Origin of the sequence: Roseobacter sp. MH60115, from assembly GCF_015644665.1 — a bacterium.
Lineage (GTDB): Bacteria > Pseudomonadota > Alphaproteobacteria > Rhodobacterales > Rhodobacteraceae > Roseobacter.
Window position 1 is genome coordinate 312,164 of record NZ_JADOBQ010000001.1, and the last position, 17,041, is coordinate 329,204.

Sequence of the window (17,041 nt, forward strand, 5' to 3'; positions counted from 1 at the left end):
CCCACCCTACCTGCCTGTTGAGAGCCTTCGCTGCTTGGGACTTGTCGCGCCGTGCCGGTCTGCTTATAAGGCGCGCATGGATGACCTCCGCATGATTATCATTCGAATTATATCCCCGGCGCTCTGAGACCATGAGACGCCGGGCCAAGGTGTTTGAGCCGCTCGCACCGACCGCTTTTCCCATCCCGCCAAGATATCTGAAGGACGTCCGCAATGTGCGCCGACACCACCGAAGCCGCTGAAAAACCTGATTATAAATCAACGTTGAACCTGCCGAAAACCGACTTTCCGATGCGGGCGGGCCTGCCCAAGCGCGAGCCGGAATGGCTGGCACGTTGGGAAGAGCTCGGCATCTACGACCGGCTGCGCGAAAAGCCGGGGCGCACCTCCTTTACGCTGCACGATGGACCCCCCTATGCCAACGGGCATCTGCACATCGGGCATGCGCTGAACAAGACGCTCAAGGATATGGTCGTGCGCAGCCAACAGATGATGGGCTTTGACGCGCGCTACATCCCCGGCTGGGACTGCCACGGGTTGCCCATCGAGTGGAAGATCGAGGAGCAATACCGCGCCAAGGGCAAGGACAAGGACGATGTGGATGTCGTCGATTTCCGTCAGGAGTGCCGCAAGTTCGCCGAAGGCTGGGTGGATATCCAGCGCGAGGAGTTCAAGCGTTTGGGGATCACCGGCAAATGGGAAAAACCCTATCTGACCATGGATTTCCATGCCGAGCGGGTGATTGCCGAAGAGTTCATGAAATTCCTGATGAACGGCACGCTCTATCAGGGATCAAAGCCCGTGATGTGGTCGCCGGTTGAAAAGACCGCGCTGGCCGAGGCGGAGGTGGAGTATCACGACAAGGAAAGCTTCACCATCTGGGTGAAGTTCAAGGCATTGATCGATGAGACAACACCGCCGGTGACGGGTGACGCGGGTCAGGTGCAGGCGATGTCTGATCTGGACGGGGCATACGTCGTGATCTGGACCACCACACCGTGGACCATGCCCTCCAACAAGGCGGTGGTTTACGGGGCGGATATCTCTTACGGGCTGTACGAAATCACCGGGCGGCCAGACGAATGCTGGGCGAACATCGGGGACCGGTATTTGCTGGCGGACAAGCTGGCGGCGGATGTCCTGGGCCGGGCGCGGTTGGATGACACCATGTACCGCCGTGTGCGGGATGTGACGGCCCAGGAATTGAGCCAGCTGCGCGTGGCGCATCCGTTGAAAGATGCCGAGGGCAGTGATGGCGAGTGGGATGACATCCGCGATTTCCGCGCGGCGGATTTCGTGACCGACGAAGAGGGCACCGGGTTTGTGCATTGCGCCCCCTCGCACGGGATGGAGGAATATGAGCTCTACCGTGATCTGGGCATGCTGCAGGATGTCATCACCTACAACGTGACCGATGATGGCATGTTCCGCGCGGGTCTGCCGTTCTTTGGTGGCAAGTACATTCTCAACCGCAAAGGTAAGGAAGGCGATGCCAACAGCGCCGTGATCAGCAAGCTGGCCGAGGTGGGCGGGCTGCTCGCCCGGGGCAAGATCAAGCACAGCTATCCGCATTCCTGGCGCTCCAAGGCGCCGGTGATCTATCGCAACACGCCGCAGTGGTTTGCCGCGATCGACAAGCCGGTGGGTGACGGGCAGGACGATCATGGCACCACGATCCGCGAACGGGCGCTGACCGAGATCGACAATGTACAGTGGACGCCGAAGTCTGGGCGCAACCGCCTGCATTCGATGATGGAAGCGCGGCCCGACTGGGTGCTGTCGCGCCAGCGGGCCTGGGGCGTGCCGCTGACCTGTTTCACCAAGAAGGGCGCGCTGCCGACGGATGCGGATTTCCTGCTGCGCAACGCCGAGGTGAACGCGCGCATCGTTGAGGCTTTTGAGACCGAAGGGGCGGATGCATGGTACATGGAAGGCGCCAAAGAGCGTTTTCTGGGCAATGTCGTGAACCCTGACGACTACGATCAGGTGACCGACATCCTTGATGTGTGGTTCGATAGCGGATCGACCCACGCCTTTACCCTGCGTGACCGCGAAGACGGATCCGACGACGGTGTGGCCGATCTCTATCTGGAAGGTACCGACCAGCACCGTGGCTGGTTCCATTCCTCACTACTGCAGTCGGTGGGCACGCAAGGCCATGCGCCCTATCGCGCCGTGCTGACCCATGGGTTCACGCTGGATGAGAAGGGCATGAAGATGTCCAAATCCCTCGGCAATACCATCGTGCCGGAAAAGGTTGTGCAGCAATACGGGGCGGATATCCTGCGGCTCTGGGTGGCACAGACGGATTACACGCTGGACCAGCGGATCGGGCCGGAAATCCTCAAAGGTGTGGCTGATGGGTACCGGCGCCTGCGCAACACGATGCGCTACATGCTGGGGTCGCTGAATGATTTCAGCACTGCAGACCGGATGGACGTGTCGGACATGCCAGAGCTGGAGCGTTGGGTGCTGCACCGTCTGGCGGAACTGGATCAGACCGTGCGCGATGGCTATGCGAAGTATGATTTCCAAGGCGTGTTTCAGGCGGTTTTCACCTTCGCAACGGTGGATCTGTCGGCCTTCTACTTCGATATCCGCAAGGATGCGCTTTACTGTGATGGGGATACGGTGGCGCGTCGCTCGGCACGCACCGTGCTGGACCTGCTCTTCCACCGCTTGACCACATGGCTGGCGCCGGTGCTGGTCTTCACGATGGAAGAGGTTTGGCTGGAACGGTTCCCGGAGGCGGGCAGTTCGGTGCATTTGCAGGACTTCCCGGAAACTCCCAAGGACTGGTTGGCGCCGGAACTGGCGGCGAAATGGTCTGGTGTGCGTACGGCGCGCCGTGTCGTCACGGCCGCGCTGGAAGTAGAGCGGACCAACAAGGTCATCGGCGCCTCGCTCGAGGCGGCCCCGGTTGTATATGTGTCGGACGATGCCTTGCGTGCGGTGCTCGAGGTGTTGCCATTTGAAGACATCTGCATCACCTCACAGGTAACCGTCACGGGTACAGCAGCACCGGAGGGTGCATTTACCTTGCCGGAAGTGCCGGGCGTTGCGGTGGCCTTTGCGAAGGCGGAGGGCGAGAAATGCGCCCGCTGCTGGAAAGTGCTGCCGGACGTGAGTACCCATGGCCATGCGGGGGTCTGTGGGCGTTGCGATGCCGCAATGACCTGAAAATGGGTTGTGGCGGTGGCCTTCGGGTCACCGCCTATCGTTCAGATGCGCAAAAACCGGGTTGCTGTGACGCGGGTCTGGGGCCACCATGAAACCCATGCTGGAAAAGACTGTCTCAACTCAATTTGGTGATCTGGTGCTCGTAGAGGATGCCGACGCGATCACAGCCGTGCGCTGGGGCAAGGCGCGTCGTGAGGATACGTCGCCTTTGCTGGAGAAAGCGGCGCAGCAGATGCGAGAATATGACGCGGGAGCGCGCGAGGTCTTCGACCTCCCCCTGCAAGTACACGGCAGCGAATTTCAGCGTGCCGTTTGCGACGCAATCTACGCGATCCCCTTTGGCGATACCTGCACTTACGGCGATATCGCCAAGGCTTTGGGGGCACCGGCACAGGCCGTGGGTAAGGCCTGCGGTGGCAATCCGATTCCGATCATCATCCCCTGCCACCGGGTCATGGGTGCCAAGGGGCTGACGGGTTTTTCCGGGGCAGGCGGTGTCGAGACCAAGGTTGCGCTGCTGCGCCATGAAAAAGCCGCTGGTCTGCTGATCTGAACCCTGCAACGGTGGCCTGAAAGCCCACCCTACCTGCATGCCACCGCCGCTTCTCACAGCAGGTAGGGTGGGCTTTCAGGCCACCCTTTCGAGACTAGGACGAGTCCCGCTGCGGGAACAATTGCTGCGCGATCCCAGCAAAAAGCAGGTAAACGGATGTCGCGACCAGGCCCCAATGCGCCCAGCTTTGGGGATGGAAATCCACCCAGGCCGCCCAGCCCGCAAAGAATGTCCAGGCCAGCGCCGTAGGCAAGGTGACAAAGCGCCAGCGCTCCGTGCGCACGGGGTGCACGAATTTCAACGGCAGGAACATGGCAATTGCCAATGCCGTCACCAGCGCCAGCGACACCCAGAAATTCGGCTGCAGTGCGAATATCACCAGCACCAACATATTCCAGCACCCGGGAAAGCCAGAGAAAGAATTGTCCTTTGTCTTCATGCGCGTGTCAGCAAAATAGAGCGCGGAGGCGAAGGTGATGACGATGATGGCAAACCATCCGGTCCAACCATCCATAAGCCCGGATTTGAAGAGTGCAAAGGCCGGGATGAAGACATAGGTCAGATAGTCGATGATCAGATCCAGCAACACGCCGTCGAACTCCGGCGCGTTGACCTTCACGTGGTAGTGCCGCGCCAGCGGGCCATCGATCCCATCGACGAAAAAGGCCACGACCAGCCAGAGGAACATCAGATCCCACTTCTCATCGACCGCCGCCAGCATGGACAGCATGGCAAAAACCGCGCCCGTGGCTGTAAACAAATGCACGCCGAGCGCGCGTAACCTCAAAGTCATGCCGCGTTCATGCCGCAAGGGGATGCGGGATGCAAAAGGAAAAGCTTCGCCAGGCTGCAAGCGCGCCGGAATGTAGCAGTTTTGCAGTCTCTCTGGTTGCCGACGCGCATCTTCTCGGCTGGACAGGTGACGAAATCCTGACCTTTCCAGGCGGCATGGCAGTCATGCCAGAACGCCTGCTTGGCCCGCATCCGTTTGTCGTTCTGGTGCAGACCGTCATGGACCCCATCCTCTGTTTCCGGGGCGGCTTCTGCCGCCACTTGGTCATGATAAACAGCGGACCGGGCCTATTTTTTGCCGAGGGACAGGCTTTCCGTAGCCAGAACCGAGCCCACAGACATGACGACATCGTCTTGTTCGAGTTTCAGATACTGTTAGCGGCGATGTCATTGGCATAGATCAAAAGCGCGTGTTTTCTATGCGCGCCCTGAACATCGGCGGATATCGCTGTTACCGTCCAACTGCGATACGCGGAGCCGGTTGCATCGCCCTGCCTGGGGTCGTCTTGGGCCAGCGCATCTTTCACGCATCATAGAGCACGTCGATCTTGGAGTGTTCGAGGTCGAACGGGCTGCCCGCTTAAGAGGTGCAGGCTACTGCGTAGGAAGCGGTTGTCGAAGAAGTCATGACGAACAGGGCCAGGCTGACACGGTCATTGGGCCCCCTCAGATCATTCCATGCGGCGGTGTGTCTCGCGCTCAGTCCGACACAGGTGCCTCGCAGAGAGCGATAGGCTTGCCGCACGAAACCACGGGTCCATCACGCCTTCGGGTGCGCGCGGTCGTAGACTTCCATCAGGCGGGCGGTATCCACAGCCGTGTAGGCTTGGGTCGTGGACAGGGACGCGTGCCCCAAAAGCTCCTGAATGGCACGCAGATCACCACCTGCGTCCAGCAGATGCGTTGCAAAGCTGTGGCGCATGGCGTGGGGCGTGGCGCTGGCTGGCAAGCCAAGCTGCATGCGGGCCTGCGCCATGACCTTCTGGATCGCGCCTGCGCCCAACGGCCCGCCGCGGATCGCCCGAAAGAGCGGCTGATCAGGCGCCAGCGGATAGGGGCATAGCCTCAGATAGGCATCGACCGCTGTCCGCGCTGCGGGCACCACGGGCACCACGCGTTCCTTGCCGCCCTTGCCCAGAATACGCAGCACATCGGGCAAGGGCGCCTGCGTGCCGGTCAATCCCAACGCTTCCGATATGCGCAGCCCGCACCCCCAGAGCAGTGTCACCACCGCCACATCACGGGCGGCGACCCAAGGCTTCTGTGCCTGTACCTCGATGGCATCAATGAGGTTTCGCGCGGCGTCTTCGGCCAGTGGGCGCGGCAGTTTCTTTTGAAACTTGGGTGCGCGCACCGACAGGACGGCGGTGGGCTCAAAGCCCTCGCGGTCCGCCAGCCACCGGTAGAATGCCTTCACCGCAGAGAGTTTGCGCGCCAGAGACCGGGCGGCGAGCCCCTGGCCTCGCGCCTGCGCCATCCACGCCCGCATGTCGGTGACCGTGATGCGCGACAAGGCGGCCAGACCTTGCCGGTCGCCTTTATGTTCCGTGATGAAAGCGAGAAACTCGATTACATCGCCTTGATAGGCGGTGATGGTGTTTTGGGACGCGCCCTTCAAAGCGCGCTGATGGCTCAGCCAGGTCTCCAGCGCGTCGGCGGCTGCTGGGCTGATCAGGGTCACGACAACCAGCGGCGCATGATCCGTTCGAAAACGCCCGTGAAAAAGACCAACAGGTCGGTGCCTTGCTGCGGGCCAAACATATGGGTATCCTCGGCCCCCAACAGGAGCAGACCAGGCAGACGATCAGCGCCGAAATCCAGTGTGAGACAGGCCTCTGACCTGATCCGCGCGGCTTGCTCGCCGTAGAGCTTTTCCGATCCGCTTTCGACCTGTCGCAATGTCACCTGTCGGGCCGCGCCGCCGCGCGCCTGCGTGACATAACCCTCGACATAGCCGGGATCCGCAACCGTCAGAACGTCACCGAGACCGCTCAGCGTCAGACCTTCTTCGCCTTGCGCGGTCTCCAGCACCAGCCGAACCGCATCGACGCGCAGGATTTCAGCAACCTCACCGCCGAGGTCTTGCAGGAACGGTTCGAAATCCACCGGGTCCAGCATGCGCAGAATGGCGCGATGGATCTGGTTGGTGCCTGCAAGGTTTTCATAGGCCGCCGCAATCACCGAGCGATGGGTATCTTCGAGCCGGTCCAGCCGGGTCTCCATCCGGTCCATGGCGATGCCACGCAGATCGACGATATTGGCGCCCATCGACCGCTCATTCGCGGCAATCAACGCATTCATGACATCCTTGTCATCCAGAATGACATCGGGTTGAGAGATGATCGCCTCTCTCAGGGCGTCTTCAATCTTGGGACTGCTGCTCATTTTTTTTACTCTTTTTTTTGCAACCCTAGCACGACACCCCTGTAAAATCTGCCCTGAAATTCGCGTCCTGACATCAAGATGGGCGAGGTGTTGCCAATGGGTGCCAGCGCCCCGAGCCGAGGCGCTGGTGGCATGCTGTGTCCCGACAGCGTGCTGGTCAGAGAATGTTCTGACCGGTCTTGGCCCAGTCGGCCATGAACTGCTCCAACCCCTTGTCGGTCAGCGGGTGGGTCGCCAGTTTCTTGATCACTTCCGGCGGTGCGGTCATGACGTCTGCCCCGATCAGTGCGGCCTCCTGAACGTGATTGACCGAGCGGATGGAGGCGGCGAGGATTTCCGTTTCAAACCCGTAGTTGTCATAGACCGTGCGGATGTCCTGAATGAGGTCCATGCCGTCGAGGTTGATGTCGTCAAGACGTCCGATGAACGGGCTGATGAAGGTCGCACCCGCTTTGGCGGCCAGCAGCGCCTGATTGGCCGAGAAACAAAGCGTCACATTGACCATCTTGCCTTCGCTCGACAGCACCTTGCAGGCCTTCAGCCCGTCCCAGGTGAGCGGCAGTTTCACGGTGATGTTCGGCGCGATCTCGGCCAGCTTGCGCCCCTCGGCGATCATCGCTTCGGCCTCAAGTGCCACGACTTCGGCGCTGACAGGGCCGTCCACGATGCCGCAGATTTCCTTGGTCACCTCAAGAATGTCGCGGCCAGATTTCAGGATCAGGGACGGGTTGGTTGTCACGCCATCGACCATGCCAAGATCATTGAGTTCGGAGATCGCCTGTGTGTCGGCGGTGTCGACAAAGAATTTCATGGGTCGGGTCCTTTCGGAGGTAGATGTGAACGCTAACAGTTTTCCGTCTTGCGCTTGGCTTTACCGCATGATCTGCGATGCTTAAACCCTCAAATGCCTATTCCCGCCGGAGCCTGCCCCGTTGAGCATGCCACAATTCTACGACCAGGGCGACCTGATCGGTGTTCTGACGACGCAGCCTTTGGGTCGCGCGCTGGACTACCGTGCGCCGGAGGGCGGGTGCCATCTGGGCGCCTTTGTCGAGGTGCCGCTGGGACCGCGCAAGGTGTTGGGCGTGGTCTGGGGGCCGGGCAGGGGTGACTATGATCTTGCGAAAATTCGCGCTGTTCTGCGCGTGCTCGACGTGGCGCCGATGCGCGAGGAGATGCGCAGCTTTCTGGAGCGCGCTGCTGATTATACGCTGACACCACTGCCTGCGATGTTGCGGTTGGCCACGCGCGCGCCGAGACTGGGTGATCCGCCCTCGATGCGCAAGATCTACCGGCGCGGGGCGTCGGAGCCGGACAAGATGACGGCGGCGCGGCGCAAGGTCCTCGATGTTCTGGCCGACTACGGTGATCTGGCGTTCACGCTGAAGGAATTGGCCGAGATGGCCGGGGTGGGCCCGTCTGTGGTTAAGGGCCTCGTGGCGCAGGGGGCTGTTGCTGAAGAGGAAAGCCCGCGCGATCTGCCCTTTCCACGGCTCGATCCGGCGCTGCCGGGTAAAGATCTCACCGACGATCAGGCGGCAGGTGCTGCGCAACTTGCCGAGGCGGTGCGGTTGGAACGCTATGGCACCACGCTGCTGCGCGGTGTGACCGGGTCCGGCAAGACGGAAGTGTATCTGGAGGCGGTGGCGGCAGCGCTGAGTGCCGGGCGGCAGGCTTTGGTGCTGTTGCCGGAGATCGCGCTGACGGCGGAGTTCCTGACACGGGTGCAGGAGCGCTTCGGTGCCAAACCCGCCGAGTGGCATTCCGGGGCCACCATGACCGAACGCCGCCGCATCTGGCGCATGGTCGGGCAGGGCGACGTGCAACTGGTGATCGGCGCGCGCTCGGCGCTGTTCCTGCCGTTTCAGAACCTCGGGTTGATCGTTGTCGATGAGGAACATGACACCTCCTACAAGCAGGAGGAGGGCGTGCTCTACAACGCGCGCGACATGGCCGTACTGCGCGCGTCGATCTGTGGCGCCCAGGTGGTGCTGGCCTCGGCCACGCCGTCGTTGGAGAGCTGGGCGAATGCGGAGGCTGGCAAATACAAGCGTCTGGAACTGACCTCGCGCTTTGGTCCGGCGGTCATGCCCGAGATGCGCGCGATTGACATGCGCGCGGAGCAGCTGCCGTCCAACCGCTGGATTTCTGCAGTCTTGCAGCGCGAGGTCGAAGCGCGGTTGGAAGCCGGGGAGCAATCGCTGCTCTTCATCAACCGGCGCGGCTATGCGCCGATCACGCTCTGCCGGGCCTGCGGGCATCAGATCGGGTGCGATCACTGTGATGCGCGCATGGTCGAGCACCGGTTCCTCAAGCGGCTGGTCTGCCATCAATGTGGTGAGACCAAGCCGATGCCGCAGGTCTGTCCTTCCTGCGGGGTTGAGGGGAAGCTGGCCGCTGTCGGCCCCGGTGTAGAGCGTTTGGGCGAGGAGGCGGCGGCGCTTTTTCCCGAGGCGCGCATCGCCACGCTGAGCTCGGATATGTATGGCTCGGCGCGGGCGCTGAAGGCTGAGATCGAGGGTATTGCCGAGGGGGCGGCGGATGTGATCATCGGCACGCAGCTGGTGGCAAAGGGTCATAACTTTCCCAAACTCACGCTTGTTGGTGTGATTGATGCGGATCTCGGGCTGCAGGGCTCGGATCTGCGCGCGGCGGAGCGGACCTTCCAGTTGATGCGGCAGGTGGCCGGGCGTGCCGGGCGTGCCGAGAAACCGGGTACGGCGCTGATGCAGACCTATCAGCCGGAGCATCCGGTGATCCGCGCCATTCTGGCAGGGGATGAGGAGCGGTTCTGGGCGGCGGAGGCGCGTGAGCGGGAGGCGGCAGGCGTGCCGCCCTACGGGCGTATGGCCGGGATCATCCTGAGCGCGCCGGATGTGGCGATGGTCTTTGATGCGGGCAATTTCCTGGCCCGTCAGGATGCCCCGCTCCGGGCCATCGGCGCGCAGGTCTTTGGCCCGGCCCCTGCGCCCATCGCCCGGGTGCGGGGGCGGCACCGGGTACGGCTTTTGGTCAAGGCGGAGAAATCTGCGCCGCTGCAGGAGGCCCTGGCAAGATGGGTCGGGCAATTGCGCATCAAGGGCGATCTGCGGCTGGCCGTGGATATCGATCCGCAGAGCTTTTATTGAGCATTTTCCCTCTCGCGCTTGCGCCGCGAGAGGAGCCTCCGGCGGGCATATTTGACGAACAATGAAACCGCAGGTGCGTCCGCGGACAGGTTTTGTGCGTTTTTGCGCCTCGCCAAAGGAAAGCAAAAAGCATATGGGTCAGCCATGGCCCAATTTGTGAAACTTGCAGATGCAAAGCGGTTGCCGTTTTGGCGGCGACCGATTGCGTTGTTGTTCCTGATGGCGCTGGCGATGCCGATTGCCTTCAATACATGGTCCGCCTTGCTGAACAACTTCGTGATCGAGGCGGCCAGCTTTGACGGGGGCGACATCGGTTTGCTGCATACGGTGCGGGAAATCCCCGGTTTCCTCGCCGTGGGGGTGATTGCGATCATCATCTTTGTGCGGGAACAGGTATTGGGGCTGGTGTCGCTGATCCTGCTGGGGGCGGCCACGGCGGTCACCGCCTGGTTCCCGTCGATGGGCGGCATTTTGACCATCACCATGCTGAGTTCGATTGGCTTTCACTACTACGAGACGGTCAACCAGTCGCTGCAGTTGCAGTGGTTGAGCAAGAAAGAAGCGCCGCAGATGCTGGGGTGGCTGCTGGCGGCCGGATCAGCCGCAACGCTGGTGGCCTATCTGGCGATCATGGCGCTCTGGGACACGTTGCAGCTCAGCTATAACATCGTCTACCTGATCGGGGGCGGCATCACCGTTGCCATCGCGGTTTTCGCGATGATCGCCTATCCGCAGTTCGAGGCACCCAATCCGCAGATCAAGAAGATGATCCTGCGTCGGCGATACTGGCTCTATTATGCGTTGCAGTTCATGTCCGGCGCCCGACGGCAGATTTTCGTGGTCTTCGCGGGCTTCATGATGGTCGAGAAGTTTGGCTATGACGTGCATGAGATCACGCTGCTTTACCTCATCAATCTGGTGATCAACATGCTGGTGGCGCCCTTGCTGGGGCGCGCGGTCAGTTACTTTGGCGAACGCCGCACGCTGGGTTTTGAATACATCGGGCTGATCATCGTCTTTTTGTCCTACGGTGGGGTCTACTATCTTGGCTGGGGCATGGCGGTGGCCGCGACGCTCTACGTGATCGACCATATCTTCTTTGGCCTTGCGCTGGCGCTGAAAACCTATTTCCAGAAGATCGCGGACCCGGGCGACATCGCCCCCACGGCTGCCGTCGCCTTCACGATCAATCACATCGCGGCGGTCTTTCTGCCGGTGCTTTTGGGACTGTTGTGGCTGGCATCACCCGCTGCGGTGTTCTTCCTGGCCGCAGGGATGGCAGGGGTCTCATTGATCCTCGCGATGATGATCCCGCGCCATCCTGAGAAGGGCAATGAAACCATCTTTTCCCACCCGGTGACGGCAGCGGCGGAATGAGCGATGCGCGGTTTCTGACCGGCTCGACCATGGGGCATGTGGTGCGCATGACGGCTACAGGGGCCATGGGCATCACCTTCGTTTTCCTGGTGGATGCGGCCAATCTTCTCTGGGTGTCGCAGCTGGGCGATCCGTCGCTGGTGGCCGCCATCGGTTTTGCCTACTCAATTCAGTTTTTCTCTGTTTCCTCCGGGGTGGGGCTGATGATCGCGGCGACGGCGCTGATCTCGCGCAGCATCGGCGCGGGAAACCGGGAGGCGGCCCGGCGGCAGGCCGGCGGCGCCATTGCGATTGCCGCGATCATCCAGGCGGTTGTCGCGGTGCTGATCGTCCTTTTCCGGCATGATCTCGTGGCACTGGCGGGCGCCAGCGGCGAGACGGCTGCCCTTGCGGCCCGGTACCTGGGGTTCACGATCCCGTCGCTGCCCTTCATGGCCGTGGGGATGGTCGCCTCCGGGGCTTTGCGCGCGGAGGGGCTGGGGGCGAAGGCGATGTATGTGACCCTGTTGTCCGGCTCCCTTCTGATGCTGGTGGATCCGGTTCTTATCCTCTGGCTTGGTCTGGGGCTGGATGGTGCGGCGATGGGCCTGTGCGCATTCCGGCTTGCGCTGATGGGGCTGGGCCTCTTCTACGCCGCCCACCAGCACCGGCTGATCGCGATGCCCGATCTGCGGATGACGGCCGAGATCCTGCGGCCCTACATGATCGTCGCAGTGCCCGCGATTGCAACGCAGATGGCGACACCGGCGGGCAATTACTTCCTGACGATCGTGATGGCACCCTTTGGTGATGACGCCGTTGCGGCCTGGGCCGTGGTCGGGCGGCTGACGGTGGTGGCTTTTGGCGGGATCTTTGCCCTCTCCGGCGCGATTGGTGGGATTTTTGGCCAGAACTATGGGGCGGGGCAGTGTGACCGCTTGCGCACGACTTACCGTGATGCGTTGATTTTCTGTCTGATCTACACCGGCGTGACCTGGGCGCTCCTGCTTGCGGCAACGCCGCATGTGATCGCGGTCTTCGGGTTGAGCGGGCAGGGCGCGGAAGTGATTTGGGCCTTCACCACCATTGGTGTGGGCGGGTTCATCTTTGTCGGTGCGCTCTTTGTCTCCAACGCGGCCTTCAACAATCTGGGCAAACCCGGGCGTTCGACGGTGGTCAACTGGCTGAAGGACGGGGCGATGAGCTGGCCTGCCGCGGCTCTCTTGGCCACATATTACGGTGCGCCGGGGGTGATTTACGGGCAGGCAGCGGCAGGGGCGCTTGCTGGCGCCTTTTCCGCCCTTTGGGGGTGGCGCTTTGTGCAAAGCCTCCAGCCTGTCCCGCCCGAGACGCTTGACCTTCCGCCCGCCCGGCCCTACCCGAACCCGGACCGATACCGGAGACGTTGATGCCCACTTTTACCGCCCTGACCACATTGCCCGGCAAGGCCGCCGCCGAGAAACTTGGCGCCGCCATGGAGGCGTTGGATCCGGAGCCCACGGGCGTTGGTGTTTTCGAAGTGGAAGACGGCTCCGGCCTGTGGGAAGTCGGCGGATATTTCACGGACCCGCCGGATGACACCGCGTTGACGCTTCTTGCGCTTGCGGTCGGGGCGAAACCCTTTGTCGTCTCCGAAGTGCCGGAAACCGATTGGGTGGCCCATGTGCGGCGCGAATTGGCCCCCGTGGCTGCCGGGCGTTTCTTTGTCTACGGCAGCCATGATGCGGATCAGGTGCCAGCGGGGGCGGAGCCCTTGTTGATCGAGGCCGCAATGGCCTTTGGAACCGGTCACCACGGCACCACGCTGGGGTGCCTGCGTGCGTTGGACAGACTGGCGGATGCCGGTGTAGTGGGGCAGAACGTGGCCGATATCGGCTGCGGGACGGCGGTGCTGGCCATGGCTGCCGCGCGAATCTGGCCAAATCCGGTGCGGGCCAGCGACATCGATGCGGTGGCCGTTGATGTGGCGCGCAGCAATGCGGCGGCAAACGGCCTTGAGGGGCGGGTATTGTGTCTTGAGGCTGCCGGGTTCGATCACCCGGACTTGCTGGCGGCAAGCCCGTTTGATCTGGTTTTTGCCAATATTCTGAAAGGGCCGCTGATTGCTCTGGCGCCTGATATGGCGCGGCATCTGGCCCCCGGCGGACATGCGATTCTGTCCGGTATTCTGAATGAGCAGGCGGATGAGGTGATCGGGGTTTATGCCGATGTCGGCATCAATCTGGTGCACCGCGAAGAGATTGTTGACTGGACCACGCTTACTCTGGGTAGAGAACTGCCTTAATTGCCCCATTTCCGCCTTATTTGGCGGTTTATCTTGAATTTGAGCCGTTTTAGCGCCAATTTTGAAGGGATCCGGTGGGGGCCTGATCTTCAGGAGAGTGTGGTGACAGATTACGCTCAATTCGAAAAACGCCTCGCCGTGCTGAGCGCCAAGCACAAGAAAATGGCGCGCGGCTACACTGCGAAAATCGGCCCTGATGGTCTGATTTCGGTGGAACCGAAGCCTGCGCGCTTTTCGATCAGACCCCGCGCCATCGTCTTCGCCGTTATTGGGGTCTTGCTGTTCAAATCCCTGATGATCGTATCGACCGGGCTTGCCACCTATGAGGGCCGCATTGAGCGTCTTCAGGCCGGCACGGTGTTTGAGCAGACCGTGGCTTGGGTGATGGAACCGGGCATCGTGTCTTCTTTTGTGGCTGAGCAGATTGCATCGCAACTGCCCTAGTCTGTGCGAACGAAACCAGGTTTCGTTCGGGTGTGTGAATGAACGTCCCTCCAAAGGTGTTCACTGGTAAAAAAAGCCGCCTCTTCTAATCAGAAGGGGCGGCTTTTTTGTCTGTGCGCCAGCGTGGCGCATCTCATACGCTTAGCGGATGATGTTGCTTTCGGCGACGGTGTCGATGTCCGCGCGGCTCAGACCGATATCTTCCAGTTCACGATCCGTCAGAGAGGCCAGTGCATTGCGGGTGACGCGTGCGTCATTCCATGCGATCACGGACGCAACTGCTGCGCTGATGGTGTTGAAGAAACGGCTTGCAACGGTTGCGGAGCCATAGGTGGTGCGGGAAGTATCAAAAGTAGCCATTGTAGCCGTCCTTTATCTGAGGGTGAACCGGTCATGCCGGTGTGTCATGAGCCGCAGATAGGGATTGCCTGAATTTTGAGCAAGATGTGAAAACGCATGTTTGATATGCATCCGACGCATGGGTGCATTCCATGGTTAACCATAGGTAAATAAATAGAAAATACCGCGCAGCTATGTGTCGAAAACGGACCTGAAACCGACGTTTTTGACCCCTGATCGGACCGCTGATCGCCGCCCAGTTGAAACCTTCTCCGTAAAACGAAGCGCTTTGCGGGTGTTCGCCTTTCGTGCTAATGCATAAAAAACGACTTAAATGGTCAGGGCAGGGCTTATGATACGGATAATTGGCATTGATCCGGGGTTGCGGAACCTTGGATGGGGCGTGATTGACGTGTCGGGCAGTCGGATCAGCCATGTGGCCAATGGAATCTGTCATTCGACTGGCGCGGATCTGGCGCAGAGGCTCTTGTCCCTGCATACGCAGTTGAGTTGTATTGTCGCGGAACACGTCCCGCAGCAGGCGGCCATCGAGCAGACCTTCGTGAACAAGGACGGTGCAGGCACGTTGAAGCTGGGGCAGGCCCGCGGGATCGCGATGCTGGTACCGGCGCAGGCGGGGTTGAGCATTGGTGAATACGCACCGAATTCGGTCAAGAAGGCGGTGGTCGGGGTGGGCCATGCGGACAAGCGGCAGGTGCTGCACATGGTGCGGTTGCAACTGCCCGGCGCGGAGATTGCTGGACCTGACGCGGCGGATGCGCTGGCGATTGCTATCTGCCATGCCCATCACGGCGGTGCGGGCGGGCTGAGCGCCGCTATAGAGAGGGCACGCGCATGATCGGCAAGATCACCGGTCGGATCGAGTATCGCGCCCCGGATCACGTGTTGATCGATGTGCGTGGCGTCGGCTATCTGGTCTACTGCTCCGAGCGGACCCTGGCCGCTCTGCCGGGGGTCGGCGAGGCGGTGGCGCTTTTTACCGATCTGGTGGTGCGCGAAGACCTGATGCAGCTTTTTGGGTTCACGACACTGGCAGAGAAGGAATGGCACCGGCTGCTGACCTCTGTGCAGGGGGTGGGGGCCAAGGCCTCGCTGGCCATCTTGGGCACGCTGGGCCCCGACGGTGTGAGCCGCGCCATCGCGCTGGGGGATTGGAACGCGGTCAAGGCGGCAAAGGGGATCGGTCCGAAAATCGCGCAGCGCGTGGTGCTGGACCTCAAGGATAAAGCGCCGGGTGTGATGGCCATGAGATCAACCCTTGCCGCCGCGACCGGCGATGCCGTGGCGGCGGTCATCGAGACCCCCGCCACGGCGGCCCCCGCGCCGCAGATGTCGCCCTCGGCTCAGGCGGATGCGCTGTCGGCTCTGGGCAATCTGGGATACGGCCCCGGGGATGCAGCGGGGGCTGTGGCGCAAGCGGCAGGTGAGGCGCCTGAGGCGGATACGCCTGCGCTTATTCGTGCGGCGTTGAAACTTCTTGCGCCGAAGGGCTAAGATGCCCGGGACCCTGCAGGACACCCCATGAGCGATATTGACCCCACCGTGCGGCCGGAGCCGCTGCCCGAGGATCACGACCGGGCGTTGCGTCCGCAGATGCTCGATGAATTCGTGGGGCAGGCCGAGGCGCGGGCCAATCTGCGCGTGTTCATTCAATCCGCCCGGCAGCGGGGCGAGGCGATGGATCACACGTTGTTTCACGGTCCCCCCGGGCTGGGCAAAACCACGCTGGCGCAGATCATGGCGCGCGAGTTGGGGGTGGGGTTTCGCATGACCTCCGGCCCGGTGCTGGCCAAGGCGGGGGATCTGGCGGCGATCCTGACCAATCTGGAACCGCGCGATGTGCTCTTCATCGATGAAATCCACCGGTTGAATCCGGCGGTGGAGGAGGTGCTGTATCCTGCGCTGGAGGATTTCGAGCTCGATCTGGTGATTGGCGAGGGACCTGCAGCGCGCACGGTACGGATCGAGCTGCAGCCCTTTACGCTGGTGGGAGCCACCACGCGGATGGGATTGCTGACCACGCCGCTGCGCGACCGCTTCGGCATTCCCACGCGGCTGCAGTTTTATACCGAGGATGAACTCTTTATCATCGTGGACCGGAATGCACGCAAGCTTGGGGCGCCGGCGGATGAAGGTGGCGCGCGCGAGATTGCGCGGCGCGCGCGCGGCACACCGCGGATTGCCGGGCGGCTGTTGCGCAGGGTCGTGGATTTCGCCGTGGTCGAGGGCGATGGCAAGGTGACGCGCGATCTGGCCGACATGGCGCTCACCCGTCTGGGGGTTGATCATCTGGGGCTGGATGGGGCGGACCGGCGCTATTTGCGTCTGATGGCTGACAACTATGCGGGGGGGCCTGTTGGGATCGAAACCCTGAGCGCCGCGCTGTCCGAGAGCCGGGATGCGCTGGAGGAGGTGATTGAGCCTTTCCTGTTGCAGCAGGGGTTGATCCAACGCACTCCGCGAGGGCGGATGTTGGCACAAAAGGGCTGGACACATCTCGGGCTGCAGGCACCGAAACCGCAATCCGATCTCTTTGGGGGCTGATCCGGTGCACCACCG

The 17,041-nt window shown here is 61.8% G+C and carries 16 protein-coding genes; 11 read left to right on the forward strand and 5 right to left on the reverse strand.

Translation table 11 applies throughout. The features are described 5' to 3' along the window. Positions 1-213: 213 nt before the first annotated feature. Together ileS and ISX84_RS01465 are read left to right on the forward strand one after the other, a co-directional pair. On the forward strand, positions 214-3,180 hold the full coding sequence (gene ileS / locus ISX84_RS01460) for an isoleucine--tRNA ligase (protein WP_195818544.1): 2,967 nt from the start codon (positions 214-216) through the stop codon (positions 3,178-3,180). 97 nt (positions 3,181-3,277) lie between these two features. Beyond that, the gene (locus tag ISX84_RS01465) at positions 3,278-3,733 is read left to right on the forward strand and encodes a methylated-DNA--[protein]-cysteine S-methyltransferase (protein ID WP_195819334.1); all 456 of its coding nucleotides are present in this window, start codon (positions 3,278-3,280) and stop codon (positions 3,731-3,733) included. Between the two features lie 94 nt (positions 3,734-3,827). Here ISX84_RS01465 and ISX84_RS01470 read toward each other — a convergent pair whose 3' ends face one another. Further along, entirely contained in the window at positions 3,828-4,526 is a 699-nt protein-coding gene (locus ISX84_RS01470) for a CDP-alcohol phosphatidyltransferase family protein (RefSeq protein ID WP_195818545.1), read from the reverse strand. A 29-nt stretch (positions 4,527-4,555) separates the two neighbouring features. Between ISX84_RS01470 and ISX84_RS01475 the strand changes: the two genes are divergently transcribed. After that, entirely contained in the window at positions 4,556-4,924 is a 369-nt protein-coding gene (locus tag ISX84_RS01475; RefSeq protein ID WP_195818546.1) for a hypothetical protein, read from the forward strand. 361 nt (positions 4,925-5,285) lie between these two features. Here the strand turns inward: ISX84_RS01475 and ISX84_RS01480 are convergent, their stop codons facing one another. The 3 genes from ISX84_RS01480 to fsa all read right to left on the reverse strand — a co-directional run bounded on the left by ISX84_RS01480 (position 5,286) and on the right by fsa (position 7,721). Further along, on the reverse strand, positions 5,286-6,206 hold the full coding sequence (locus ISX84_RS01480) for a tyrosine recombinase XerC (protein WP_195818547.1): 921 nt from the start codon (positions 6,204-6,206) through the stop codon (positions 5,286-5,288). Further along, complete coding sequence (locus tag ISX84_RS01485; protein WP_195818548.1) at positions 6,203-6,910, reverse strand: DUF484 family protein; 708 nt, start codon at positions 6,908-6,910, stop codon at positions 6,203-6,205. Before ISX84_RS01485 ends, ISX84_RS01480 begins: the two co-directional genes overlap by 4 nt. A 157-nt stretch (positions 6,911-7,067) precedes the next feature. Next, positions 7,068-7,721 (reverse strand): fructose-6-phosphate aldolase, encoded by a 654-nt coding sequence (gene fsa / locus ISX84_RS01490; RefSeq protein WP_195818549.1) that lies wholly within the window; start codon positions 7,719-7,721, stop codon positions 7,068-7,070. Between the two features lie 127 nt (positions 7,722-7,848). Here fsa and ISX84_RS01495 point away from each other — a divergent pair, with 127 nt between their 5' ends. The 5 genes from ISX84_RS01495 (at position 7,849) to ISX84_RS01515 (ending at position 14,122) form a co-directional block, all read left to right on the forward strand. Then, positions 7,849-10,038, forward strand: coding sequence for a primosomal protein N' (locus tag ISX84_RS01495; RefSeq protein WP_195818550.1), 2,190 nt, complete (start codon positions 7,849-7,851; stop codon positions 10,036-10,038). Positions 10,039-10,182: 144 nt separating this feature from the next. Then, positions 10,183-11,415 (forward strand): MFS transporter, encoded by a 1,233-nt coding sequence (locus ISX84_RS01500; protein WP_195818551.1) that lies wholly within the window; start codon positions 10,183-10,185, stop codon positions 11,413-11,415. Next, positions 11,412-12,803 (forward strand): MATE family efflux transporter, encoded by a 1,392-nt coding sequence (locus tag ISX84_RS01505; RefSeq protein ID WP_229884033.1) that lies wholly within the window; start codon positions 11,412-11,414, stop codon positions 12,801-12,803. The genes ISX84_RS01500 and ISX84_RS01505 overlap by 4 nt, the downstream gene beginning before the upstream one ends. Then, positions 12,803-13,678 carry a 50S ribosomal protein L11 methyltransferase gene (locus tag ISX84_RS01510; protein WP_195818552.1) on the forward strand — a complete coding sequence of 292 codons (876 nt, stop codon included), beginning with the start codon at positions 12,803-12,805 and terminating at the stop codon, positions 13,676-13,678. Before ISX84_RS01505 ends, ISX84_RS01510 begins: the two co-directional genes overlap by 1 nt. A 102-nt stretch (positions 13,679-13,780) precedes the next feature. Next, positions 13,781-14,122: a hypothetical protein gene (locus ISX84_RS01515; RefSeq protein ID WP_195818553.1), complete on the forward strand. Its 342-nt coding sequence runs from the start codon at positions 13,781-13,783 to the stop codon at positions 14,120-14,122. Between the two features lie 141 nt (positions 14,123-14,263). Here the strand turns inward: ISX84_RS01515 and ISX84_RS01520 are convergent, their stop codons facing one another. Next, the gene (locus tag ISX84_RS01520) at positions 14,264-14,482 is read right to left on the reverse strand and encodes a DUF1127 domain-containing protein (protein ID WP_195818554.1); all 219 of its coding nucleotides are present in this window, start codon (positions 14,480-14,482) and stop codon (positions 14,264-14,266) included. A gap of 331 nt (positions 14,483-14,813) precedes the next feature. On the opposite strand from ISX84_RS01520, the gene ruvC reads away from it, so the two are divergent. From ruvC to ruvB, 3 genes are read left to right on the forward strand one after another with little or no spacing between them, the layout of a single operon-like run. Beyond that, positions 14,814-15,320: a crossover junction endodeoxyribonuclease RuvC gene (gene ruvC, locus ISX84_RS01525; RefSeq protein WP_195818555.1), complete on the forward strand. Its 507-nt coding sequence runs from the start codon at positions 14,814-14,816 to the stop codon at positions 15,318-15,320. Next, positions 15,317-15,976 (forward strand): Holliday junction branch migration protein RuvA, encoded by a 660-nt coding sequence (ruvA, locus tag ISX84_RS01530; RefSeq protein WP_195818556.1) that lies wholly within the window; start codon positions 15,317-15,319, stop codon positions 15,974-15,976. Before ruvC ends, ruvA begins: the two co-directional genes overlap by 4 nt. Before the next feature lie 27 nt (positions 15,977-16,003). Further along, positions 16,004-17,026 (forward strand): Holliday junction branch migration DNA helicase RuvB, encoded by a 1,023-nt coding sequence (gene ruvB / locus ISX84_RS01535; RefSeq protein ID WP_195818557.1) that lies wholly within the window; start codon positions 16,004-16,006, stop codon positions 17,024-17,026. The last annotated feature ends 15 nt before the right edge of the window (positions 17,027-17,041 follow it).